This window comes from Streptomyces longisporus (assembly GCF_039532765.1).
Classification (GTDB): Bacteria; Actinomycetota; Actinomycetes; order Streptomycetales; family Streptomycetaceae; genus Streptomyces; species Streptomyces longisporus.
This window is the reverse complement of sequence record NZ_BAAASG010000009.1, coordinates 298,023-319,343: the sequence shown is the minus strand read 5'-3', so window position 1 is coordinate 319,343 and position 21,321 is coordinate 298,023. Positions and strand designations below refer to the sequence as shown.

The 21,321-nt window shown below is 72.4% G+C and carries 18 protein-coding genes; 9 read left to right on the top strand and 9 right to left on the bottom strand.

Annotation, left to right across the window (positions count from 1 at the left end):
- Positions 1 to 288: 288 nt before the first annotated feature.
- Genes ABD355_RS20385 through ABD355_RS20375 form a run of 3 tightly spaced genes read right to left on the bottom strand, consistent with a single transcriptional unit; the run spans position 289 to position 3,093 of the window.
- Entirely contained in the window at positions 289 to 1,029 is a 741-nt protein-coding gene (locus tag ABD355_RS20385; RefSeq protein ID WP_344401909.1) for an FAD:protein FMN transferase, read from the bottom strand.
- Between the two features lie 5 nt (positions 1,030 to 1,034).
- On the bottom strand, positions 1,035 to 1,736 hold the full coding sequence (locus ABD355_RS20380; RefSeq protein ID WP_344401907.1) for an FMN-binding protein: 702 nt from the start codon (positions 1,734 to 1,736) through the stop codon (positions 1,035 to 1,037).
- 19 nt (positions 1,737 to 1,755) lie between these two features.
- Positions 1,756 to 3,093, bottom strand: a complete 1,338-nt coding sequence (locus ABD355_RS20375) for a ferredoxin reductase family protein (protein WP_344401906.1) — start codon at positions 3,091 to 3,093, stop codon at positions 1,756 to 1,758.
- A 152-nt stretch (positions 3,094 to 3,245) separates the two neighbouring features.
- On the opposite strand from ABD355_RS20375, the gene ABD355_RS20370 reads away from it, so the two are divergent.
- From ABD355_RS20370 to ABD355_RS20355, 4 genes are all read left to right on the top strand, one after another.
- On the top strand, positions 3,246 to 3,935 hold the full coding sequence (locus ABD355_RS20370; protein ID WP_344401905.1) for a response regulator transcription factor: 690 nt from the start codon (positions 3,246 to 3,248) through the stop codon (positions 3,933 to 3,935).
- Entirely contained in the window at positions 3,932 to 5,371 is a 1,440-nt protein-coding gene (locus ABD355_RS20365; protein WP_344401904.1) for a sensor histidine kinase, read from the top strand. Before ABD355_RS20370 ends, ABD355_RS20365 begins: the two co-directional genes overlap by 4 nt.
- Before the next feature lie 84 nt (positions 5,372 to 5,455).
- Entirely contained in the window at positions 5,456 to 6,457 is a 1,002-nt protein-coding gene (locus tag ABD355_RS20360; RefSeq protein WP_344401903.1) for an NAD-dependent epimerase/dehydratase family protein, read from the top strand.
- 183 nt (positions 6,458 to 6,640) lie between these two features.
- Positions 6,641 to 6,946, top strand: coding sequence for a hypothetical protein (locus ABD355_RS20355; protein ID WP_344401902.1), 306 nt, complete (start codon positions 6,641 to 6,643; stop codon positions 6,944 to 6,946).
- Positions 6,947 to 7,315: 369 nt separating this feature from the next.
- On the opposite strand, the gene ABD355_RS20350 is transcribed toward ABD355_RS20355, so the two are convergent.
- Entirely contained in the window at positions 7,316 to 8,428 is a 1,113-nt protein-coding gene (locus ABD355_RS20350; RefSeq protein ID WP_344401901.1) for a sensor histidine kinase, read from the bottom strand.
- Between the two features lie 2 nt (positions 8,429 to 8,430).
- A complete protein-coding gene (locus tag ABD355_RS20345; protein WP_344401900.1) occupies positions 8,431 to 9,168 on the bottom strand; it encodes a response regulator transcription factor in 738 nt (245 codons plus the stop codon).
- A gap of 185 nt (positions 9,169 to 9,353) precedes the next feature.
- Here ABD355_RS20345 and ABD355_RS20340 point away from each other — a divergent pair, with 185 nt between their 5' ends.
- From ABD355_RS20340 to ABD355_RS20330, 3 genes are read left to right on the top strand one after another with little or no spacing between them, the layout of a single operon-like run.
- Positions 9,354 to 10,037 (top strand): glycosyltransferase family 2 protein, encoded by a 684-nt coding sequence (locus tag ABD355_RS20340; protein WP_344402068.1) that lies wholly within the window; start codon positions 9,354 to 9,356, stop codon positions 10,035 to 10,037.
- 5 nt (positions 10,038 to 10,042) lie between these two features.
- Positions 10,043 to 10,651 carry a TIGR04282 family arsenosugar biosynthesis glycosyltransferase gene (locus ABD355_RS20335; protein WP_344402067.1) on the top strand — a complete coding sequence of 203 codons (609 nt, stop codon included), beginning with the start codon at positions 10,043 to 10,045 and terminating at the stop codon, positions 10,649 to 10,651.
- Complete coding sequence (locus ABD355_RS20330; RefSeq protein WP_344401899.1) at positions 10,648 to 11,502, top strand: methyltransferase domain-containing protein; 855 nt, start codon at positions 10,648 to 10,650, stop codon at positions 11,500 to 11,502. Before ABD355_RS20335 ends, ABD355_RS20330 begins: the two co-directional genes overlap by 4 nt.
- 76 nt (positions 11,503 to 11,578) lie before the next feature.
- Here ABD355_RS20330 and ABD355_RS20325 read toward each other — a convergent pair whose 3' ends face one another.
- From ABD355_RS20325 to ABD355_RS20315, 3 genes are all read right to left on the bottom strand, one after another.
- The gene (locus ABD355_RS20325; RefSeq protein WP_344401897.1) at positions 11,579 to 11,794 is read right to left on the bottom strand and encodes a hypothetical protein; all 216 of its coding nucleotides are present in this window, start codon (positions 11,792 to 11,794) and stop codon (positions 11,579 to 11,581) included.
- 160 nt (positions 11,795 to 11,954) lie between these two features.
- Positions 11,955 to 12,410 (bottom strand): hypothetical protein, encoded by a 456-nt coding sequence (locus ABD355_RS20320; RefSeq protein WP_344401895.1) that lies wholly within the window; start codon positions 12,408 to 12,410, stop codon positions 11,955 to 11,957.
- Positions 12,410 to 13,648, bottom strand: coding sequence for a molybdopterin-dependent oxidoreductase (locus ABD355_RS20315; protein ID WP_344401894.1), 1,239 nt, complete (start codon positions 13,646 to 13,648; stop codon positions 12,410 to 12,412). The genes ABD355_RS20320 and ABD355_RS20315 overlap by 1 nt, the downstream gene beginning before the upstream one ends.
- A gap of 66 nt (positions 13,649 to 13,714) precedes the next feature.
- On the opposite strand from ABD355_RS20315, the gene ABD355_RS20310 reads away from it, so the two are divergent.
- On the top strand, positions 13,715 to 15,076 hold the full coding sequence (locus tag ABD355_RS20310) for a hypothetical protein (RefSeq protein ID WP_344401893.1): 1,362 nt from the start codon (positions 13,715 to 13,717) through the stop codon (positions 15,074 to 15,076).
- Here ABD355_RS20310 and ABD355_RS20305 read toward each other — a convergent pair.
- Positions 15,052 to 17,940: a SpoIIE family protein phosphatase gene (locus tag ABD355_RS20305; RefSeq protein WP_344401892.1), complete on the bottom strand. Its 2,889-nt coding sequence runs from the start codon at positions 17,938 to 17,940 to the stop codon at positions 15,052 to 15,054. The genes ABD355_RS20310 and ABD355_RS20305 overlap by 25 nt on opposite strands.
- A gap of 278 nt (positions 17,941 to 18,218) precedes the next feature.
- Here ABD355_RS20305 and ABD355_RS20300 point away from each other — a divergent pair, with 278 nt between their 5' ends.
- Entirely contained in the window at positions 18,219 to 21,308 is a 3,090-nt protein-coding gene (locus tag ABD355_RS20300) for a beta-N-acetylglucosaminidase domain-containing protein (RefSeq protein WP_344401891.1), read from the top strand.
- Positions 21,309 to 21,321: the final 13 nt, after the last annotated feature.

Here is a 21,321-nt window from a genome sequence, read left to right as displayed (position 1 = left end):
CGACTCGCGAACCGTGGGAAAAAGCCGACCGCCGGAAACATCGTCCGACACTCCACCGTCGGCACCACACGCTGCTGCGACCGCGGCGGCCCACGCGATGCCCGGCACGCCCAGCGCGAACGCCGCCATCGCGAGCGAGTCGGTCAGTGTGGCGGCCACGGCCGACGGACGACAGCAGCGTCAACTCGATGGTCACCGCGCCAGGTTAGTCAGTCCTTCAGCCCGTCCGGCGTTCGAGGACAAGGCCGTTCAGGCCGGCAGCGGGGGTCCGAGAGGGCGCCTGTCGCATCACGCGGCCGCCGAGGGCTCCCCCGCGACCGGAAAACCCTCCGTCCGCAGCACCTGGCCCCCGGCGTCCACGGCGAACACCTCGCAGCCCGGCAGTGCGGCGGCCCACTCGATGCCCTGCTCGCCCAGCGCGAATGCCGCCGTCGCGACCGCGTCGGCCTCGGTCAGGGTGGCGGCCACGACGGTCAGGCTGAGCAGCCCGGTGGCGGGGAGTCCCGTACGGCCGTCGATGATGTGGTCGCCGCGTTCGTAGCGCGCGGAGGTGGCGACCGCGCCTTCGGTGAGTTCGAGGACGGTGCACAGCTTGTCGGCTTGTTCGGGGTGCCGTACGCCGACCCGCCAGGGGCCGCCGGCGGCGACCACGTCACCGCCGGCGTTCAGGACGAACCTCCGCGCGCCGGCCGCCTTCAGCAGCTCCGCCGCCCGCTGCACCGACCAGCCCTTGACCACCGCACAGGGGTCGAGACCGCGGCCGGGCAGCCGTACGTCGAAGGCTCCGCCCGTCGCGATCCGGTAGTGCTCGCACAGGTCCAGGACCTCGACGAGGTCCGCGCTGAGCTCGTGGGAGGCCAGCTCGCCGCGGCCGTGGCGGGACACCTCGCTGTCGGGCTTGAAGGGGCTGAACCGGGCGTCGACCTCGCGCAGCCATGCGAAGACGGCGTCGGCGGCCGACTCGGGAACGTCCTCGTCGTCGACCCGAAGCGAGACGGGGAAACCCATGACGTGTTCGACGCGGTGCATGCGGATCAGCCCTTCGCGTCGATCGCGGCCTGGAGGGACTCCTTGTAGCCGTCACTCGTGATGGTCGCACCGGACACGGTGTCGATGTTCGCGCTCTGTGCCTTCAGCGTCTCCGCGATCAGCTTCGGCACCGCGGCCGTGGTCTGCGGATGGTTCGGCTGCTGCAGCATCTTCACTGCCGTGATCTTCTCGCCGGAGAAGGTCACCTGGACCTGCACGGGACCCTTCTCCGTGTTCACCGTCGGACCGGAAAGGGTCCGGGACGCGGCGGAGGCGGGAGAGGCCGAGGGGGACGCGGACGCCTTCGCGTGCGCACCGTTCGCGTCGATCGCCGCCTGGAGGGACTTCTTGTAGGCCTCGCTGGTGATCGTCGCACCGGACACGGTGTCGATGTCCGCGCTCTGCGCCTTCAGCGTCTCCGCGACCAGCTTCGGCACCGCCGCCGTGGTCTGCGGATGGTTCGGCTGCTGCAGCATCTTCACTGCCGTGATCTTCTCGCCGGAGAAGGTCACCTGGACCTGCACGGGACCCTTCTCCGTCTGGATCGTCGTGCCCTTGACGGCCGTGCCGGACGAAGAGCCTGCGGAGGAGGACGGCGTCGCGGCGGGCTCGGCGGTGGAGGTCGCAGCGCCCACGGACGGTTCGTAGCGCCAGACCGGGACCAGGCCCGCGATGCTCAGGACGACGACAGGTATGGCTCGCTTCACGATGTCTTTCCCGTCTTCCTCATCCGGCCAGGCTGAAGCGCTCGAAGTGGATCTGCTGCTTGGGCACGCCCAGGTCGTCCAGGCTGCGCAGCACCGCGTTCATCATCGGCGGCGGCCCGCACAGGAAGACGTCCCGGTCGCCGATGTCCGGCACCAGCCGGGCCAGCTCGCGCGGCGCCAGCCTGTCGGGGACGGGCGGTCCGGTGACCAGGTGCAGCTCGGCGCCCTTGGCCACCGCCAGCTCGCGCAGTTCGTCGTAGAGGACGGCGTCACGGTCCGAGGCCACGCGGTAGATGACGACCGCATGGCCCTCGATGTCCTCCAGGATGGCCCGGATGGGGGTGACGCCGACACCGCCCGCGATCAGCAGGGACGCGGACTTCGTGCGGTGCAGCGTGGTGAAGGCGCCGTAGGGGCCCTCGGCGAACACGCGCGTGCCGACCTTCACATGCCGAAGGGCGGCGCTGCCGTCGCCCGCCGCCTTGGCGGTGAGGCGCAGGGTGCGGCCGTCGGGGGCGGCCGAGAGGGAGAAGGGGTTGGCCTGCCACCAGCGGTCGCGGGTCAGGAAGCGCCACAGGAAGAACTGGCCGGCCTGTGCGGGCATCCGGTCCAGGTCGCGCCCGGTCATGTAGATCGAGACGACGTTGTCGGACTCGTGGACCACCGCGGAGACCCGCAACTGGTGGCGCAGGTTCCGCCACAGGGGCAGGACCAGGCGGCCGAGGACGACCGCGCCGAGGGCGACGCTCCACACGCCGTACCAGTACGTCTTCGCGGCGGGCGACGCGGTGAACGTCGTACCGACGGCTACCTGGTGCGTGAACGCGAGCACCACGGCGACATACGTGTAGAGGTGGATGAAGTGCCAGGTCTCGTAGGCGAGGCGGCGGCGGGCGTAGCGGGCCGAGACGGCGCCGACCACGAGGATGATGCCGAGGGCGACGATCGCGCGGAGCACGCCCTCGGTCGTCTCGGCGAGGTCGACGAGCTCGCTGACGGGGCCGACGCCCGCGCCGTCGGCGTAGCCGAAGCTGATGAAGACGGCGTGCGCGAGCAGCGTCCACAGCAGGGCGAAGCCGGTCCAGCGGTGCCAGGAGGTCAGCCGGTCCATGCCGATCCGGCGGTCCAGCCAGGGCAGCCGGGCCACCAGCACCAGCTGGAAGGCCATGACGAGGGCGCCGTACAGGCCGGTGAGGCGGCCGATGACGATCAGGGCGTTGGAGGCGAAGCCCGCCTGGGCGAAGAAGTAGGCGACCACGGCCGCGTTCGCGGCGAGCACGGCGTACAGGCCCGTGCGGGCCACCACCCTGGGGCGTATCGCCGTGGGGGGCGCCGGGGGTGATTGGACGGTCGTCACGGGACGGCAGCTCCTTGATCGGGTCCTGGGTGACCGAGCTTGGCTGGCGGGAGCTGTCGATAACCTGTCGTACAACTTACAAGTACTTATCGATGTGCCGGCTGTGTGCCCGACCACATGGTCCGACCGGGCGCGTACCGCACTATGAGCGGGTGGAAAAAGTACGCCTCCTGGTCGTGGACGACGACCCGCCCATCGCCGATCTCGTCGCGACCGTGGCCCGTTACGAGGGCTGGGACGCGGTCACCGCGAACTCCGGTGAGGAGGCGCTCAGGCTGGCCGGCGAGTTCCACCCGGACATCGTGGTGCTCGACCTCATGCTGCCCGACGTGGACGGCTTCGGTGTCCTGGACCGGCTGCGCGGCTCGGGCACGATGGTGCCCGTGGTGTTCCTGACCGCGCGGGACGGCGTCGCCGACCGGGTGGCGGGCCTGACCCGGGGCGGTGACGACTACCTGGTCAAGCCGTTCGCGGTGGAGGAGCTGATGGCCCGGCTGCGCACGGTGCTGCGGCGCAGCGCCGGGCCCGGCTTCCAGCGCTCGGTCCTACGGGTCGCGGACCTGACGATGGACGAGGACACCCGCGAGGTGCGGCGCGGCGACAAGCTCCTCACGCTCACCCCCACCGAGTACGAGGTGCTGCGCTTCCTGATGCGCAAGTCGCCGACCGTGATGACCAAGGCGCAGATCCTCGACCATGTGTGGGAGTACGGCTTCGGGGGCCGCTCGAACGTCGTCGAGCTGGTCGTCAGCCGGCTGCGCCGAAAGCTCGACGACACGGGCGAGCCGCTGATCCAGACGGTGCGGGGCTTCGGGTACGTGATCCGGCAGGCGGCCGAGTGATCCGCCGGCTCCTCAGGTCGTACCGCAGGCTCCGGCTCGGCACCCGGCTGGCGCTGGGCCTCGGGGCGCTGGCCCTGGTGGTGTTCGCCGTGGTCGGCACGGCCCTGACGACCTATATGCGGGACTACCTGTCGAACCAGCTCGACGACCAGCTGGGGCTCGCCCAGGTCGCCCAGTCCAGGAGCATCGCGGAGAGCGGCACGCTTGCGGGCAAGAAGTACTGGGGCTGGTACTACGCGGTGTACGACGTGTCGGACGGCTCCCCTGTACTCCGCAAGCCCGAGGAGCCGAGCGACCTGCCCAAGGACGTCGCCGGCCTCACCGCCGTGGCCAAGGCGCAGATCTCCGCGAACACGGAGGTGCTGCGCACCGAGGACATCGCGGGCCAGGGCGAGTACCGCCTGCGCAGCTGCGAGGTCAAACCCGGTGTGATCCTGGTCAGCGGGGCTCCGACGGCCGACATCGACGACACGGTACGGCGGCTGATCACGGTCCAGGTCGTCGCCTTCGGGCTCGCCCTGCTGGCGCTGGTGCTTGCGGGCCGGCGGATGCTGCGCCGGGGCCTGAACCCGCTGAGCGACATGGCCCACACCGCCCACGGCATCGCCTCGCACGACCTGACCGAGTCGGCGGCCCGGCTGCCGCTGCGCGCCGACAAGCGGGGCGGCGGCCCCGAGGTCGAGGAGCTGCGCACCGCCTTCAACACCATGCTGGAGCACATCGACGACTCGCTCGCGGTGCGCGCTGAGGCCGAGCAGCGCCTGCGCCGCTTCGTCGCGGACGCCTCGCACGAGCTGCGCACCCCGCTGATGTCCGTACGGGGCTACGCGGACCTCTTCCAGTACGCCGCCGCGAACGCCCCCGAGGAGCGCGACAAGCACCTGGCCCGGCTGCGCGCCGAGGCGGCCCGGATGGGCGTGCTCCTGGACGACCTGCTGCTGCTCGCCCGCCTGGACGCGGCGGAGGTGGACGCACCGCTGCGGATGCAGGACACGGACCTGGTGGAGCTGGTGGACGAGGCGGCCGCCGCCTTCCGGGCCACCCACCCGGAACGCCCCCTGAAGGTCACGTCCGGCCCGCCCTCGCTGAAGCTCCGTCTGGACCCGCACCGCATCCGCCAGGTCCTGGACAACCTGCTCACCAACGCGGCCGTGCACACGCCGGCCGGTACGCCCGTGTCGATGGCGATCGAGGTGACGGGGGACAAGGCCGTCGTACGGGTCGAGGACACCGGCCCCGGAATTCCGGCCGCCGACCAGGAACGCGTCTTCGACCGCTTCTACCGCGTCGACAAGGCCCGCAGCCGCGACCGGGGCGGCAGCGGGCTCGGCCTGTCGGTCGCCGGTTCCCTGGTCCGCGCGCACGGCGGCACGATCGAGCTGCGCAGCGCACCGGGGTCGACGGTGTTCACGGTCTCGCTGCCGGTGCGGGCCTAGATCCGGGGTCCGGAGTCTTACGGACCCGTGACGTCCCTGGCGCGGCCCACGTGTCCCGCCTGGTCGCGGCCCTAGCGTGGCCGCATGCGAGTACTGGTCACCGGCGGTGCCGGGTTCATCGGGTCCCATGTCGTGCGGGCACTGGAGGCACACGGGCACGAGCCCGTCGTGTACGACGTCCGTACCGATCCCGCCTCGGACGTGCGCAGCCCCACAGCCGTCCGGCGTGCCCTGACCGGTGTCGACGCCGTGTGCCACCAGGCGGCCATGGTCGGCCTGGGCACCGGCTTCGGGGACGCCGCCGACTACGTCTCCCACAACGACCTGGGCACCGCCGTCCTGCTCACCGCCATGGCCGAGGCGGGCGTACGGCGGCTGGTGCTGGCCGGGTCGATGGTGGTGTACGGCGAGGGGCGCTACGCCTGCGCGCGGCACGGGGTGGTACGGCCGGGCCCGCGCACGGTGGCCGACCTGGACGCCGGCCGCTTCGAACCGCCGTGCCCGGAGTGCGGTGCGGCCCTGTCCCCCGGACTGGTCGGCGAGGACGCCCCGGTCGACCCGCGCAATGTGTACGCGACGACCAAGCTCACCCAGGAACACCTGGCGGCGGCGTGGGCGCGCGCCACGGGCGGTTCGGCGGTGTCGCTGCGCTACCACAACGTGTACGGGCCGGGGATGCCCCGCGACACCCCGTACGCGGGCGTCGCCTCCTTCTTCCGCTCGGCGCTGGCCCGCGGCGAGTCCCCGCGGGTCTTCGAGGACGGCCGTCAGCGGCGGGACTTCGTGCACGTGCGGGACGTGGCGGCGGCCAACGTGGCGGCGCTGGAGGCCGGTTCCGGCGCGGGGGCGCTGACCGCGTACAACACCGGCAGCGGCGAGGTGCACACGGTCGGCGAGATGGCCCGAGCGCTGGCCGCGGCGTACGGCGGCCCGGAGCCGGTCGTCACCAGGGAGTACCGGCTCGGCGACGTACGGCACATCACGGCGGACTCGGCGCGGCTGCGGGCCGAGTTGGGCTGGAAGGCCGAGGTGGGCTTCGAGGAGGGCATGCGGGAGTTCGCGCGGGCCGGAATGCGGGAGGCATAGGCCGCCGACGGACCGGTGGTGCTGCCCGCATTCACGAAGCGGCGGCGGGCAGCACCACCACACAGGGGGACCGCCGGGGAAGCGGGAGTTCACGCGGACGCACTGAGCGTGTCCACGCCTGGACGACGTCGTTGTCGTCGATCATGGCGCTGTTCGTCGCAAATCAGTTGAAAGGACCGCATAATGCTCCGCCGTACCCTCAAGCCCGCCCGCACCCGGATCGCCGTGCTGCTCAGCGCCCCGGTGGTCGGCGTGTTCCTCCTCGCCCCGTCGGCCTTTGCGGACACGCCGCCGCCCGGCAAGAAGGTCGACAGCGCCACCGTCATCGACAGGGCCTGCAAGCACGCGAGCGAGGACTCCGAGGACGGCGCGGACGGGACCTGCGACAAGCTCGTCGCACCGCTCCTCTCGCATGCCATCGGCCCCGGGAGTGGTCTCACCTGCCGGGAGATCTCCGCGACCGACATCGAGTGCCGCCCGGAGAGGTGAGCGTTCAGACCTCCGCGACCGGCCTCACCTGCAAGCACGCGAGGCGAGCACTCCCAGGACGGCCCGGACATGTCCCGCGACAAGGGCCCCACCCTGCTGCTCTCGCACGCCATAGGCCCCGGGAGTGGTCTCACCTGCCGGGAGATCTCCGCGACCGACATCGAGTGCCGCCCGGAGAGGTGAGCGTTCAGACCTCCGCGACCGGCCTCACCTGCAAGCACGCGAGGCGAGCACTCCCAGGACGGCCCGGACATGTCCTGCGACAAGGGCCCCACCCTGCTGCTCTCGCACGCCATAGGCCCCGACAGCGGGCTCACCTGCCGGGAGATCTCCGCGACCGACATCGAATGCCGCCCGGGAGGTGACCCTTCACGCCTCCGCGACCGGCAGGGTCACCTCGAAGCGGCAGCCGCCGGGGATGTTGCGGACGGTCGCGCGGCCCTGGTGCGCCTCCACGATGCCGCGCACGATGGCGAGGCCGAGGCCCGCCCCGGCAGGGGGAGTCCGGGCATGCGTGCCCCGCCATCCGGTGTCGAAGACGCGGGGCAGGTCCTCCTCCGGGATGCCGCCGCAGGCGTCCGTCACGGACACGACCACACCGTCCGGCGAGCGCTCCGCGGCGATCGCCACCGTGCCGTCGGCCGGAGTCCGCCGGATGGCGTTGACCAGCAGATTGCCCAGCACCCGGCTCATCTCCCTGCCGTCCACCTCCACCGGCAGGGGCTCGACCCGGTCGCCGACCAGCCGTACGCCGTGCTCGCGGGCCAGGGGGTCGGCCCCCGCGAGTGCGTCGCCGACGAGGTCGTAGAGGGAGATCCGGCTGGGGCTGAGCGCCAGCGTGCCCGCGTGGATGCGGGAGAGTTCGAAGAGGTCGCCGACCATGTCGTTGAGGCGCTCGACCTCGGTGCGGATCTGTTTGAGGTAGCGGCCGGGGTCGGCGGCGACGCCGTCCTCCAACGCCTCGGACATCGCGCGCAGGCCGGCCAGGGGGGTGCGCAGGTCGTGGGAGATCCAGGCGACGAGTTCGCGGCGGGAGGACTCCAGGGCACGTTCGCGTTCCCGCGACTCGGCGAGTTTGGCGCTGGTGGCCTCCAACTCCCGGCTGAGGGCCGCGAGTTCGGCGGTGGCGGGACCGGCGGGCGAGGTGAAGTCGCCACCGTCGCCGAAGGAGCGGGCGGCGAGGGTGAGGGCGCGGCTGCGGGCGGCGACCCAGCGGCCCAGCAGCAGGGCGGTGGCCAGGGAGACCACGGCCGCCATCGCGACGACGGTCGTGACGACCTTCAGGTCGTGCCCGGACAGGAACATGGCCTGCGCGACCGCGAGGGTGCCCGCGAGCATCGCGGTGACGGCGACGGCGGCGACCACACCGAGGTGCAGGGCGAGCGAGCGGCGCCGGATCAGCAGCAGCACACAGGCGCCGAGCAGTCCGGCAGCGGCGGCGCCGAGGAAGGCGAACAGGGCGATGAGGAGGTTGGCGTGCATGGTCACGCCTCCGCTCGAAAGACGCCGTCGGACACGTCTTCGGAGCCGTCGAAGCGGTAGCCGACGCCCCACACCGTCTGGATCAGCCGGGGCCTGCCGGGGTCGTCCTCGACCTTGCCGCGCAGCCGCCGCACATGGACGGTGACGGTCGACAGGTCGCCGAAGTCCCAGCCCCACACCTCGTGCATCAGGTCCTCGCGGCTGAAGACCCGGCCGGGGTGCCGCAGGAAGAAGGCCAGGAGGTCGAACTCCCTGATGGTGAGGGCGAGTTCGGCGCCGTTCTTGAGGGCACGGCGGGAGGCCGGGTCGACGGACAGCCCGGCCGCCCGCAGCAGGCCGGACGGCTGGGAGGGCCGGGTGCGGCGCAGCACGGACTCGACGCGCAGGACCAGCTCGCGGGGGCTGAACGGCTTGGTGACGTAGTCGTCGGCGCCGACCTCCAGACCGAGGATGCGGTCGTCCTCGTCGCCGCGTGCGGTGAGCATGATGACCGGCACCGGTCCGTGCCCCCGCATCCGTCGGCACACCTCGAGGCCGTCCATGCCGGGCAGCATCAGGTCGAGGACGACGAGGTCGGGCCAGTGGGCGGCGGCGCGGGCGAGCGCGTCGGGACCGTCGCCGGCCCGGTCCACGACATACCCGGCGCGGTCGAGATAGCCGGTGACGACCTCGGCGACGGTGGGATCGTCGTCCACGACGAGCACCCGGGCGCCGCCCTGTCCGTACTGCTGCTGCTCCATGGAGCCAGCCTCGCACCGCGCACGCGCAGACGCCGCCACCCGGCTCCCGACGTCCCTGTTTCGTAAGGAGCCGAAGCCCGATTTGCCCGATTCCCATTCGTAGGGTGAGTGCCGTGACGCCCCCTTCCGACAAAGACGTATCCGGCAAAGACGTATCCGATGTACGAGAACCGGACGCGACGTCCGTGGACGTCGTACTTCCCTGCCTCGACGAGGCCGAGGCCCTGCCGTGGGTGCTGGAGCGCATCCCGCCGGGCTGGCGCGCGCTCGTCGTGGACAACGGCTCCACCGACGGCTCGGCGGAGATCGCCCGGGCGCTCGGCGCGAGGGTCGTGCGCGAGGCGCGGCGCGGCTTCGGTGCCGCCTGCCACGCGGGGCTGACGGCGGCCACGGCGGACATCGTCTGCTTCTGCGACTGCGACGCCTCGCTGGACCCGGCCGAGCTGGTGCCGTTCGTGGAGCGGCTCCGGGCGGGGGAGGCCGACCTGGTGCTGGGCCGGCGGCGGCCGGGGACGCGCGGCGCCTGGCCCTTGCACGCCCGCGCGGGCAACCTCGCCCTCGCCCGCCTCCTCCGCCGCCGCACCGGCCTGCGCCTGCACGACCTGGGTCCGCTGCGGGCCGCCCGCCGCGAGCCGCTGCTGTCCCTGGCCCTCACGGACCGCCGCAGCGGCTACCCCCTGCAGATGGTCGTGCGTGCCTCGGACGCGGGCTGGCGGATCGCCGAGTACGACGTCCCGTATCTGCCGCGCGCCGGCGCCTCCAAGGTGACCGGCACCTGGCGCGGCACCTGGCAGGCGGTGCGGGACATGAGCCAGGTCCTGGCCGAGCCGCCGGTGGCACCGCAGGTACGCGAAGGAGTCCGCCCATGACCCCCCTGCCCACGCTCCTGGTCATCGCGAAGGAACCGAGGCCGGGGCGGGTGAAGACCCGGCTGACGCCGCCCTTCACCCCTCACGAGGCGGCCGCACTCGCCGAGGCGGCGCTGGCGGACACCCTGGACGCCGTCGCCCGGACCCCGGCCCACCGCCGGGTCCTGGTCCTGGAGGGCGAGCCGGGCCCCTGGCTGCCGCCCGGCTTCGAGGTCGTACGGCAGTGTCCTGGCGGCCTCGACGAACGCCTGGCCGCCGCCTTCGCGCACTGCGCCGGCCCGGCCCTGCTCATCGGCATGGACACCCCCCAGGTGACGCCCGAGCTGCTCGCTGTGGACTTCGCCGACTGCGACGCGTACTTCGGCCCCGCGGAGGACGGCGGCTTCTGGGCCCTGGGCCTGGCCGACCCGGACCCGGCCCTCCTTCTCGGCGTCCCGATGTCGACACCCCGCACGGGCGCCGTCCAGCGCGCCCGGCTGACAGGCCTGCGCGTACGGGAGCTGCCGCGCCTCCGGGACGTCGACACGGCCAACGACGCCGAACTGGTCGCCAAGACCGCACCCACCGGCCGCTTCGCGGCTCAGCTTGCCCACCTCACGGCGGCGGACCGATGAGCGGCACCCCCGAGCTGACGACACGGATCGGACGCCGGCCGGGCACCGACGGTCCGCACGACCGGCCGGCCGCAGAGCGTGACGAGCGCCCACCGGGGCCCCGCCAGACGTACCAGGACATCGGCTTCGCCACCCCGGGACCTCGCGAGGCGAGCGCCCCTGGGGACGACGGCACCTGGTCCGCCGATCCCTACGCCTACGCCCTGCGCACCGGCCGCGGCCCCCTGTTCCTGCGCCGTGCCGACGGCTGGTTGCTGCTGCTGGAGGTCGAGCGGTGGTGCGCGGAGGCCGATGGGGTCGATCGCGAGGTGCTGCGGCGGTGTGAGGGGGCGGTGCTCGACGTGGGGTGCGGGCCGGGGCGGCTGGTCGTCGCGCTCGCCGAGCGGGGGCTGCCGGTGCTCGGGATCGACGTCAGCGAGGCGGCAGTGGCCCGCACGGTCGCGCTCGGCGGGCAGGCGCTGCGCCGCTCCGTCTTCGAGCCGCTGCCCGCCGAGGGCCGCTGGGGCACCGCACTCCTGCTCGACGGCAACGTCGGCATCGGCGGCGACCCACGCGCCCTGCTGGACCGCATGGCCCAACTCCTCGCCCCCGGCGGCCTGTTGATCGCCGAGACGGTGACGGACCCGGACGTCGACGAGCGGGTCAGGGTGCATGTCACCGACGCCCGAGGGGCCGCCGGCAGCCCCTTCCCGTGGGCCCGGCTCGGCACCCCGGCCCTGCTGCGGCACGCACGCCACGCGGGCTGGCGTCCCGTCGGTCAGTGGACGGCCGGGGGCCGCTGCTTCGTCGCCCTGCGCACCCGCAGCAGGAACAGCAGCGCCGTCAACGGCAGCCGGCAGCCGAGAAAGTAACCATCGGCGGACAGGCCGGTCGCGGAGCACTTCAGCCCGCTACCAGGCCGCCCCGCCGGGGCACGCGCACCGTCGGTCAGTGGACGGCCGGAGGCCGCTGCTTCGTCGCCCTGCGCAGCCACAGCAGAAACAGCAGCGCCGTCAACGGCAGCCGGCAGCCGAGAAAGTAACCATCGGCGGACAGGCCGGTCGCGGAGCACTTCAGCCCGCTACCAGGCCGCCCCGCCGGGGCACGCGCACCGTCGGTCAGTGGACGGCCGGGGGCCGCTGCTTCGTCGCCCTGCGCAGCCACAGCAGAAACAGAAGCGCCGTCAACGGCAGACCGCAGACCGCAGACCGCAGACCGCAGACCGCAGACCGCAGACCGCAGACCGGAAAGTAGCCGGCGCTTCGGCTCGCCACCAGGGTGCCACGTTGCGACACGCTCACTCCGTCGGCAGTCATGCCGCCGATCACTGGACGGACTGCTGCCTCGTCGCCCTGCGCACCCGCAGCACGAACAACAGCGCCGAACCGCCGAAGAGCACGGCCGTCAGCAGCAGCCAGCGGGACAGGAAGCGGTCCGCGGACAGGCCGGTGGCGGATGCGTAGCGCGCCGTCACCTGGCCGCCGATCAGCGGGAACCACACCAGCAGAAGCAGCAGGGACAGGGCTGTCGGCACTCGGACGTACCCGACCCACAGCCGCCGCGGGCCCGCCGCCCTCACCAGGGCGCGGTCCGCCACCGAGTACAGCGGCAGCAGCACCAGATCGTGCAGCAGCGCCGCACCCACGAACCACAGCGCGACCCCGAACCAGTCCCCCGCGAGCAGTTGCACCCCCGCATAGGCGGCGAGCGCGAACGAGCAGGCCAGCAGCAGGATCTGCAGCGGGCTGCCGAGCGGCAGCGCGAACCGGGGACGCCTCATCACAGGTCTCCGAACGTCATCCGCGCCACCCACTTGGTGTTGAGCACACCGGGCGCCGCGGGCACGATGACCCGTGCCGGATGGCCGTGGTCGGGGGTCAGCTCCTCGCCGTTGACGAACAGGGCGAGCAGGGAACGCGGGTCGGCGACCTGGTTGGCGCGCAGGGCGGCCCGCCGGAAGGCGCCGTGCCGTTGCAGCGACTCCACGAAGACGTCCGGCGGATCGCCGTCGTACCCCACGAGCGCCGCGAGATCCCGCAGCCGCACGCCCCGCCACCACTGGTCGGAGGTCGACCAGCCCTCGACGCAGGCGATGGGCAACGCCGAGCTGTGCAGCGGAAGTCGGAGCAGGTCGGCGCGGCTGAGCCGGACGGTCCGGGACCGCCCGCTGACGGTCAGCCGCCACGCCTCCTCGCTCCGCTCCGCCGCACTGATGCCCGCGTACGCGGCGGTCTTGTTGATCTGGAAGCCGCCCGGACCGCTGCCCGGGTCGGCGCCCCCGTGCGGGGCGAGAACGGCGGACCACCGCAGCCCGTCGAAGTCCTGCCCGACCGTCGTGCCGAACAGCAGCAGCGAGCCGCCTCCGACCAGCCCGAGGGCGCCTCGGCGGGAGACCGTCGGCGGGTCGGGGTCGGGAGACACCAACTCCCGCTCCTCCTGCGCCTGTTGAGGCGTTTGGCGCATACCCCGCAGATTGCGCAGGGCCGCCGGAGTCTTCAGCACCGCGTGTGCGACGAACGCGGCGAAGAAGACCCACGCCCCGTAGAAGTGCAGCGGATAGAAGGAGCCCGGGAAGACGTAGTCGAGCTGGACGTTCAGCACGCCGGTGACGAACTCGAACAGGCCGCCGCCGACCAGCAGCAGCAACGAGATCCGCTCCAGCGCGTGCGCGAGGGAGCGCGCGGGCGGCAGCGTGAACAGCTTCGGCACGACCGACCACAGCTTGGCCAGCAGCACGGGGATCAGGGTGATCCCGAGGGTGACGTGGACGCCCTGCGTCAGCCGGTACAGCCAATGCGGATCGGTCGGCCAGGAGAAGAGGTAGAAGCCGAGGATCCCCTTGTCCGGGGTCTGGTCGTTCACCGGCGACAGGTCCGGGTTGTAGGCCGCGTACGACAGCAGGCCCGTCACGAACAGCACGGTGATGCCGCCGAGCAGGACGATGCCGAGGACCGAGGTGAACCAGGGGCCGCGCAAGGGGCTGCGCCAGAAGGAGGGCGAGAAGGGAGTCCGTCTCATGCCCCGACCGTAGGTCCGGACCGGCCCGGAAACGGCTCCGCGAACCATGACGAAACTCTGACGTCCATGCATGTCAGCCGTCCGGGGGAGGTTCCGCGGCCTAGCGTGTGCGCCGTGAACCGCGACCTCCGCCGAGACCTGTACGCCGCCGCGGCAGCCGCGCTGCTCGTCGTGACGGCCGCCGTCGTAGGCACCGGCATCGAGCACCGCAACCGCTCCCTCTACGTCCCCTGGCCCCCGCTGCTGGCGAAATGGGAACCTCACATCGGTCCCGGCACCCCGGCGGCGATCGCCGTCGCGGTGGCCGTCGTGATCTACGGCCCCACCCTCGCGACCCGCCTGCCCTGGCGGTCCCTGCTGTTCGCCGCGTGGGGAGCGGGCATGGCCTGGACGTGGTCCCTCGCCCTGGTCGACGGCTGGTACCGGGGCGTGGCCCAGCGGCTCACCACCCGTAACGAGTACCTCCAGGTCATCGGCCGCTTCCAGGACATCCCGCAGACCCTGCGGGACTTCACCCAGCACATCGTGAGCGGCCCGCACGACTGGCCGGCCCATGTCGCCGGGCACCCGGCGGGAGCGACCGTCACCTTCGTCCTCCTCGACCGGATCGGCCTCGGCGGGGGAGGCTGGGCCGGCGCCTTCGTCATCACCGTCGGTACGAGCGCGGCGGCCGCGGTCCTGGTCGCCGTACGGGCGCTCGCCGACGAGCAGTCGGCCCGCCGTGCCGCGCCCTTCCTGGTCCTGTTGCCGGGCGCGGTGTGGGTGGGTGCCTCGGCGGACGGCTACTTCACGGGGGTCGCCGCCTGGGCCGTGGCGTTCCTGGCCCTGGCGGTGACGGGACACCGCCCGCGGGCGACGGGTTTCGTCTCGGGCCTTCTGCTCGGCCTGACGGCCTATCTCTCCTACGGCCTCACGCTCTTCGCCCTCATCGCGGCCGCCGTCCTCCTGCTGGGCCCCCGCCGCACCCGCCCGCTCCCCTTTCTGCTGGCCGGACTGGCCGTCGTCCCGGCCGTGTTCACCGCGCTGGGCTTCAACTGGTGGGAGGCGTACCACCTGTTGGTCACCCGCTACTACCAAGGCGTGGGCGGTGTACGGCCGTACTCCTACTGGGTGTGGGCGAACCTCGCCTGCACGGTGTTCATCGTGGGCCCTGCGACGGCGGCGGCGCTGCGGCGCACCGGAGCGGCCCTGGTCGGACGCTCCCCGAGTCCCGCCCTGCGCCTGGCCGTTCTCACGACCGCCGCCCTCATCGCCATCCTGGTCGCCGACGTCTCCGGCATGAGCAAGGCGGAGACGGAGCGCATCTGGCTGCCGTTCGCGGTGTGGCTGCTCCCGGCCTGCGCTTTCCTGACCCGGCAGCGCGCGTGGCTCGCCGCACAGGCGGTGCTGGCACTGCTCGTCAATCACCTGCTGTGGACCTGGTGGTGAGCTCGGGGAAGCGGCTGCTCCGTCCAGATCACCTTGCCGTACGGCGTGTACCGGGTCCCCCACCGCTCGGTGAGCTGAGCCACCAGGAACAATCCGCGGCCACCCTCGTCCTCCGTGCGAGCGCGCCGCAGGCGCGGCGACGTACTGCTCCCGTCGGACACCTCGCACAGCAGCGCCCGATCGCGCAGAAGACGGAGCTGCACGGGCCCGGTGGCATGTCGGATGGCGTTGGTGACGAGTTCGCTGGCGACCAGTTCGGTGGTGAAGGCGAGCTCGTCCAGCCCCCAGGCGGCGAGCTGTCCGGTGACCGCGGTGCGGGCACGCGAGACGACCGCCGGGTCGCTGGGCAGCAGCCACTCGGCAACCCGTTCCCGCCCGAGGACATGGGTACGGGCGACCAACAGCGCCACGTCGTCGCTCGGCCGCTCCGCCGACAGCGCGTCGAGGACCGCCTCGCAGGTGTCCTCCGGCGACCGGCCTGAAACGCCCAGGACGGTACGGAGCCGGTCCAGACCGGAGTCCATGTCCCGCAGCCGGTCCTCCACCAACCCGTCGGTGTAGAGCACGAGTTGGCTGCCCTCTGCGAGTTCCAGCTCGACGGTCTCGAAGGGCATGCCGCCCAGGCCGAGCGGCTGCCCGGCCGGCAGGTCGACGAACTCGACCGTGCCGTCCGGGGCGACGACCGCGGGCAAAGGGTGCCCGGCGCGGGTGAGGGTGCAGCGCCGGGACACCGGATCGTAGACGGCGTAGAGACAGGTCGCTCCGACGATGCCGGAGTCGGCCTGGGTGCTCTCCACGGCCCAGCCCTCGCCCCGGTCGAGTCGTCCCACCAGGTCGTCGAGGTGGGCGAGGAGGTCGTCGGGCGGCAGGTCCAGGGAGCAGAAGTTGTGCACGGCGGTGCGCAGCCGGCCCATGGTGGCGGCGGCGTGCAGACCGTGGCCGACGACGTCCCCGACGACCAGGGCGACCCGGGCGCCGGACAGCGGGATGACGTCGAACCAGTCGCCTCCGACGCCCGCCTGCGCGGGCAGATAGCGATAGGCGACCTCGACGGCGCTCTGCTCGGGGCGGCCCTTGGGCAGCAGGCTGCGCTGCAGGGCGAGGGCGGTGTTGTGCTCGCGGGTGTAGCGGCGGGCGTTGTCGATGCAGGTCGCGGCGCGCAGGACCAGCTCCTGGGCGAGGGAGAGGTCGTCGTCCTCGAAGGGCGCGGGCCGCTCGGAGCGGTAGAAGCTGACCACGCCGAGGGTGGTGCCGCGGGCCCGCAGCGGCACGGTGATCAGGGAGTGGACGCCCGCCGCGAGCACCCGCCCCATCCGCTCGGGATCCTGCGCGATCCAGCCGCCCGCCTCGGCGAGGACGGGTTCCATGACGGACTGGGTGAGTTCCAGGCAGCGGGCCTGCGGCGTGGACGGGACGTACTCGACGGCGTCACCGACGTCGTACAGGTTCGCGGGCTGCTTGCGTACGGCGCGGATGGCGACCCGGCGCAGGACCGTCCGGCCGCCGAGCGCCACCGGCTCCTCGCCGCGCAGCACCGCGTCGGGCAGGTCGACGGCGACGAAGTCGGCGAACCGGGGCACGGTCACCTCGGCGAGTTCCTCCGCGGTGCGGGTGACGTCGAGGGTGGTGCCGATCCGCACGCCCGCGTCATGCAGCAGCTCCAGCCTCCTGCGCGCCAGTACGGCCAGCCGGCCGACCCCGGGCTCCCCGACGAGCAGCAGCCGGCTCTCGGCGCCGTCGAGGATGTCGCCGACGGTTTCGGCGGCCTGCGGTGGCGGGGCCGGCGGCACGACGGCCCGTACGACGACGGCGGGCCGGGACACCGTCGGGGCGGTCGCCTCGCGCGCGGCCACCGGCGGCCCGTTCGGCCCCGGGGTCGCCACCGGCACCGGCCCGGCGACCGGTGGCGACGTCGGCAGCCCCAGGCCGCTGAGACGCGGTCCGCCCAGGATGCGCGCCTCCACCGCGACGCCCGTCTCCCCGGCCTCGCCCCTCACCTGACGCCGCAGCAACGTGGCGATACGGCCGCCGGAGAGCGGGACCTCGTCAAGGGTGCGGCCCGGCGAGGCGATGAGTTCCTCGGCCCGCTCGCGCAGTACGGCCAGGTCGATCCGGCCGAGGCCGTCGCCGTCGTGCCCGTCACCGTCGACCGGCACCGGGCGGACGGTCGGCCGTGCCGCTCCGCGCACGTCGAGTGCGGCGCGCCGGTAGGCGGCGAGGAGCGCGCGTTCCCGTTCCGTGGCCTGTTCGAGGAGGCGGCCCTCGATGTCCCGGGCGGCCGCCCGTACCAGTCGCAGCATGGTGGGATCGCCGTCGTCGCGGAGGCACGTCAGGTCCAGTACGGCCTCGATCCGGCCGCTCAGCGGGTTGCGGACGGGCGAGCCGGCGCAGGCGAAGGGCTGCAGACAGTCGGCGAAGTGCTCACGACCGACGACATAGATCGGGCCGCGCTCGGCGAGGGCGGTGCCCACGCCGTTGGTACCGACCACCGGCTCGGAGGCGTCGAAGCCCGGGGCGAAGTTCACCTCGTCCAGCCGGTCGCGCAGCCGCAGGTCGCCGTCGAGGCGCCGCACCATGCGGCCGCGCGCATCGCACAGCGCGATCGACATGCCCATCTCCGCCAGGGAGGCGCTCAGTTTCGTCAGCACCGGCTCGGCCGCGCGCAGGAACCGTTCGTCCAGCGTCAGGCCCTGCTCATAGGGGACGAGCAGATGGCCGGGTTCGAGCCCCGCGGAGCGGCAGCGCTTCCAGGATTCGAGTACCGAACCCCGGACGTCCGCCTCGACCCGCGCACCCGCCAGGAAACGTTCGTGGGCATCGACGAGTCCGCCGATGTCGTCCCAGGCGACGGACACCGAGATCACTTCCTCACCTGGAGCAGGCCCGGTCGCGCGCCGCTGATCGGTACGCCCGGGCGTGGTCCTCCAAGCGCTTTCACCCTAGCCCCGCTGTGACCCAGACCACAACATCAGACCCTGACCACACCACCTGCTCGTCCGCCGCCGGGGCGCCACCCGACCCGTGCCGGCCGGGCCGCACCGTTCTCTCCCTCCACACCCTCTCCCTCCGCACCATTGAATGATGCATTCAGCATCTCTAGCATCACGCGGTGGATGCATTCACCCTTGGCTCAGGAGAATCCATGTCCCCAGCCAGACGTCCATGGCGCCTCACCGCCGCCGCGCTCCTGCTGACCGCCGCCCTGACCGCCCCCACGGCGGCCACCGCGACGGCCGCCCCGACCGCACGGCTACCCGAGGTATGGCCGACGCCCCAGCAGATCCAGAGGACGGCGCCGGGCCAACTCACCGTCCCCGCAAGGGTGGTCGAGGTCGTCGGCCCCGGCACCGACCCCTCGGCCCGCCGTCTCGTCGACTCCGTCCTCCGCGGCGCCGGCGCCACACACATCACCGCCGTCCGAGCCGGCGAGAGACCTCCGAAGGCCCGTCTCACCGTCTATCTCGGCGGCCCCACGGAAAACCCGGCCACCGCAGGCATCCTGAAACGCCTGCACGGCAAGTCCCCCACCGGCCTTCCCTCCGGCGGTTACGCCCTCGCATCCGGCCGCGCCGGCGGTCGCGCCCTTCTCGCCCTCTCCGGCGTCGACACCACGGGCACCTTCTACGCGGCCCAGACCCTGCGCCAACTGGTCGCCGACAAGGGCGGGTTGCCCCCGGTCACCGTCCGCGACTGGCCCACCGCCGCCCTGCGCGGAGTCGTCGAAGGCTTCTACGGCACACCCTGGACCCACACCGAGCGCCTCGCCCAGCTCGACTTCTACGGCCGTACCAAACAGAACGTCTACGTCTACTCCCCCAAGGACGACGCCTACCTGCGCGCCCGATGGCGCGACGAGTACCCGGCCGCCGAGCTGTCCCGGCTCAAGGAGCTGGTCGACCGCGCCGACGCCAACCACGTCCGCTTCACCTACGCCCTCTCCCCCGGTCTGTCGGTCTGCTACTCCTCCGCGTCGGACATCGCCGCCCTCACCCGCAAGTTCGACTCGCTGTACGGCATCGGCGTGCGGTCGTTCGCGATCCCGCTGGACGACATCAGCTACACGAAGTGGAACTGCGCCGCCGACGAGAAGGAGTTCGGCACGGGAGGGGGCGCGGCGGGTGCGGCCCAGGCTCATCTCCTCAACCAGGCGTGGAAGGAATTCTCCGCCCGCCACACCGGCCTGCAGCCCCTGGAGATGGTCCCCACCGAGTACTCCGACCTCGCCGACTCCCCGTACAAGAAGGCACTGCGCGAGAAGCTGGACCCGTCCGTCGTCGTGGAGTGGACCGGCGTCGGCGTGATCGCGCCGAGCATCACCACCGAGCAGCTGAAGCAGGCCCGCGCGGTCTACGGTCACCCGATCCTGGTCTGGGACAACTACCCGGTGAACGACTACGTCACCAGCCGTCTCCTCCTCGGCCCCTACACCGGCCGCGAACCCGGTGTGGCGAGGGAGGCCGTCGGCGTGACCGCCAACCCGATGATCCAGGGCGAGGCCAGCCGCCTGGCCCTGTTCACCTCCGCCGCCTACCTCTGGAATCCGGCCGCCTACGACCCCCGCGCGGCCTTCCTCGCCTCCGTCCGCGACCTTGCGGGGCCCTCGACCGCGAACTGGCTGCGCATATTCGCCGAGAACAACTACTCCTCCCAGCTGGACCCGACCGAGTCGCCCACGCTCACCAAGCTCATCGCGGCCTTCCGCAAGGCCTACGCCGACGGCGACGGCCTCGACCGGGCGGCCGCCGCACTGACCTCGTACTTCACCGACATGGCAGCCACACCCGCCGAGTTGCGCACCCACCTCGCCAACTCGGCCTTCCTGGAAGAGACCTCGGCCTGGCTGGACAAGCTCGGCCGCTACGGCAGCGCGGGCCGGACCGCCGTGGCCCTGCTGCTGGCCGACAAGAAGGGCGACACGGAAGCCGTCACCACGTACTGGAACCGGCTGAGGGCCGAGCGCAAGGAACTGGACACGATCCCCCAGCAGGTCTCGCCGGGCGTGATGGACCAGTTCCTCTATACGACGATGCTGGACACGGCGCCCGACCCCGGTGTCGACGCCTCCTTCGCCCCGGGTTCGCTGAGCCTCGAACCGGGCGCGACCCGGACGGTCACGCTCAACCTCTCCGACAAGCGCTCCACCGCCTCCCGCACGGTCTCCTGGAAGCTGGCCGTCCCCGAAGGCGTCACCGCCTCACCGACCGAGGGCAGTGTCACCGTCCCGGCCGGGGGCAGCGCCTCGGCAACGGTCAAGGTCACCGCCGGGACGGCACAGGCAGTCCGCTCCCTCGTCGTGTCCGGCAGCGGAATCCTCAGCCGTGCGCTCCCGGTCCGGATCACCGACGGAACGGGAACGTCCAGGGCACTGACCGCCAACTTCAGCGGCGCTTCGGTGAGTTCGATCGACCTCTCCTCCGGCAAGAGCACCGACATCGCCGTGGGCGCCAACCCCGGTGAGGTGGTCGTGAGCGCCGACGACCGCACCGCCTACGCCGCCGACCAGGGCTCGAACACGGTCAGCGTGATCGACGTCAGCGCCGGCAAGGTCACCGCGACGGTGCCCGTGGGCCGGGTCCCGGCCGGTCTCGCCCTCACCCCTGACGGCCGTACGCTGTGGGTCGCCAACTACACGGACGGCACGGTCCAGCCCGTGGACACGACCACGCTGACGGCGGGCACACCCGTCCCGGTCGGTTCCGGACCGGAGAACATGGCGATCACACCCGACGGCAGGACCCTGTACGTCGCCAACATCCACGACGACACGGTCTCGCCCGTCGACCTGACCACGGGCAAGGCCGAGACCGCCGTCCCGGTCGGCCCGAGCCCCTTCAACGTGGTCGCCGCACCCGACGGCAGGACCGTCTACGTCTCCGACTCCGGCGGCTCCACGATCACCCCGATCGACACCACCACGAACACCACCGAACCGACTCTGCTCGTCACAGGCCAGGCCTACGGCCTGGCCCTCTCCCCGGACGGCCGGACCCTCTGGGTCAGCCCCAGCAACGGCGACTCCGTAACCCCTGTGGACACGATCACAGGAGCCCCCGGCAAACAGATCCCGGTCGGCAAGTCGGCCTTCGACGTGGCCCTGAACTGGAACGGCACCACGGCCTACGTCACGACGGCCGACGGGAACGAACTGGTGCCGGTCAATGTGGCATCAGGGAAGGCAGCGACGCCCTTCACCACCGGCGCATATCCACTGGCGGTAGCGATAACCCCCTGAGGGGCGCGGGGCT

Coding starts and splice junctions, on each gene's coding strand:
- ABD355_RS20385 (WP_344401909.1), bottom strand. CDS start 1,029: ATGCACCGCGTCGAACACGTCATGGGTTTCCCCGTCTCGCTTCGGGTC.
- ABD355_RS20360 (WP_344401903.1), top strand. CDS start 5,456: ATGCGAGTACTGGTCACCGGCGGTGCCGGGTTCATCGGGTCCCATGTC.
- ABD355_RS20355 (WP_344401902.1), top strand. CDS start 6,641: ATGCTCCGCCGTACCCTCAAGCCCGCCCGCACCCGGATCGCCGTGCTG.
- ABD355_RS20350 (WP_344401901.1), bottom strand. CDS start 8,428: ATGCACGCCAACCTCCTCATCGCCCTGTTCGCCTTCCTCGGCGCCGCC.
- ABD355_RS20345 (WP_344401900.1), bottom strand. CDS start 9,168: ATGGAGCAGCAGCAGTACGGACAGGGCGGCGCCCGGGTGCTCGTCGTG.
- ABD355_RS20330 (WP_344401899.1), top strand. CDS start 10,648: ATGAGCGGCACCCCCGAGCTGACGACACGGATCGGACGCCGGCCGGGC.
- ABD355_RS20320 (WP_344401895.1), bottom strand. CDS start 12,410: ATGAGGCGTCCCCGGTTCGCGCTGCCGCTCGGCAGCCCGCTGCAGATC.
- ABD355_RS20315 (WP_344401894.1), bottom strand. CDS start 13,648: ATGAGACGGACTCCCTTCTCGCCCTCCTTCTGGCGCAGCCCCTTGCGC.
- ABD355_RS20310 (WP_344401893.1), top strand. CDS start 13,715: ATGCATGTCAGCCGTCCGGGGGAGGTTCCGCGGCCTAGCGTGTGCGCC.
- ABD355_RS20300 (WP_344401891.1), top strand. CDS start 18,219: ATGTCCCCAGCCAGACGTCCATGGCGCCTCACCGCCGCCGCGCTCCTG.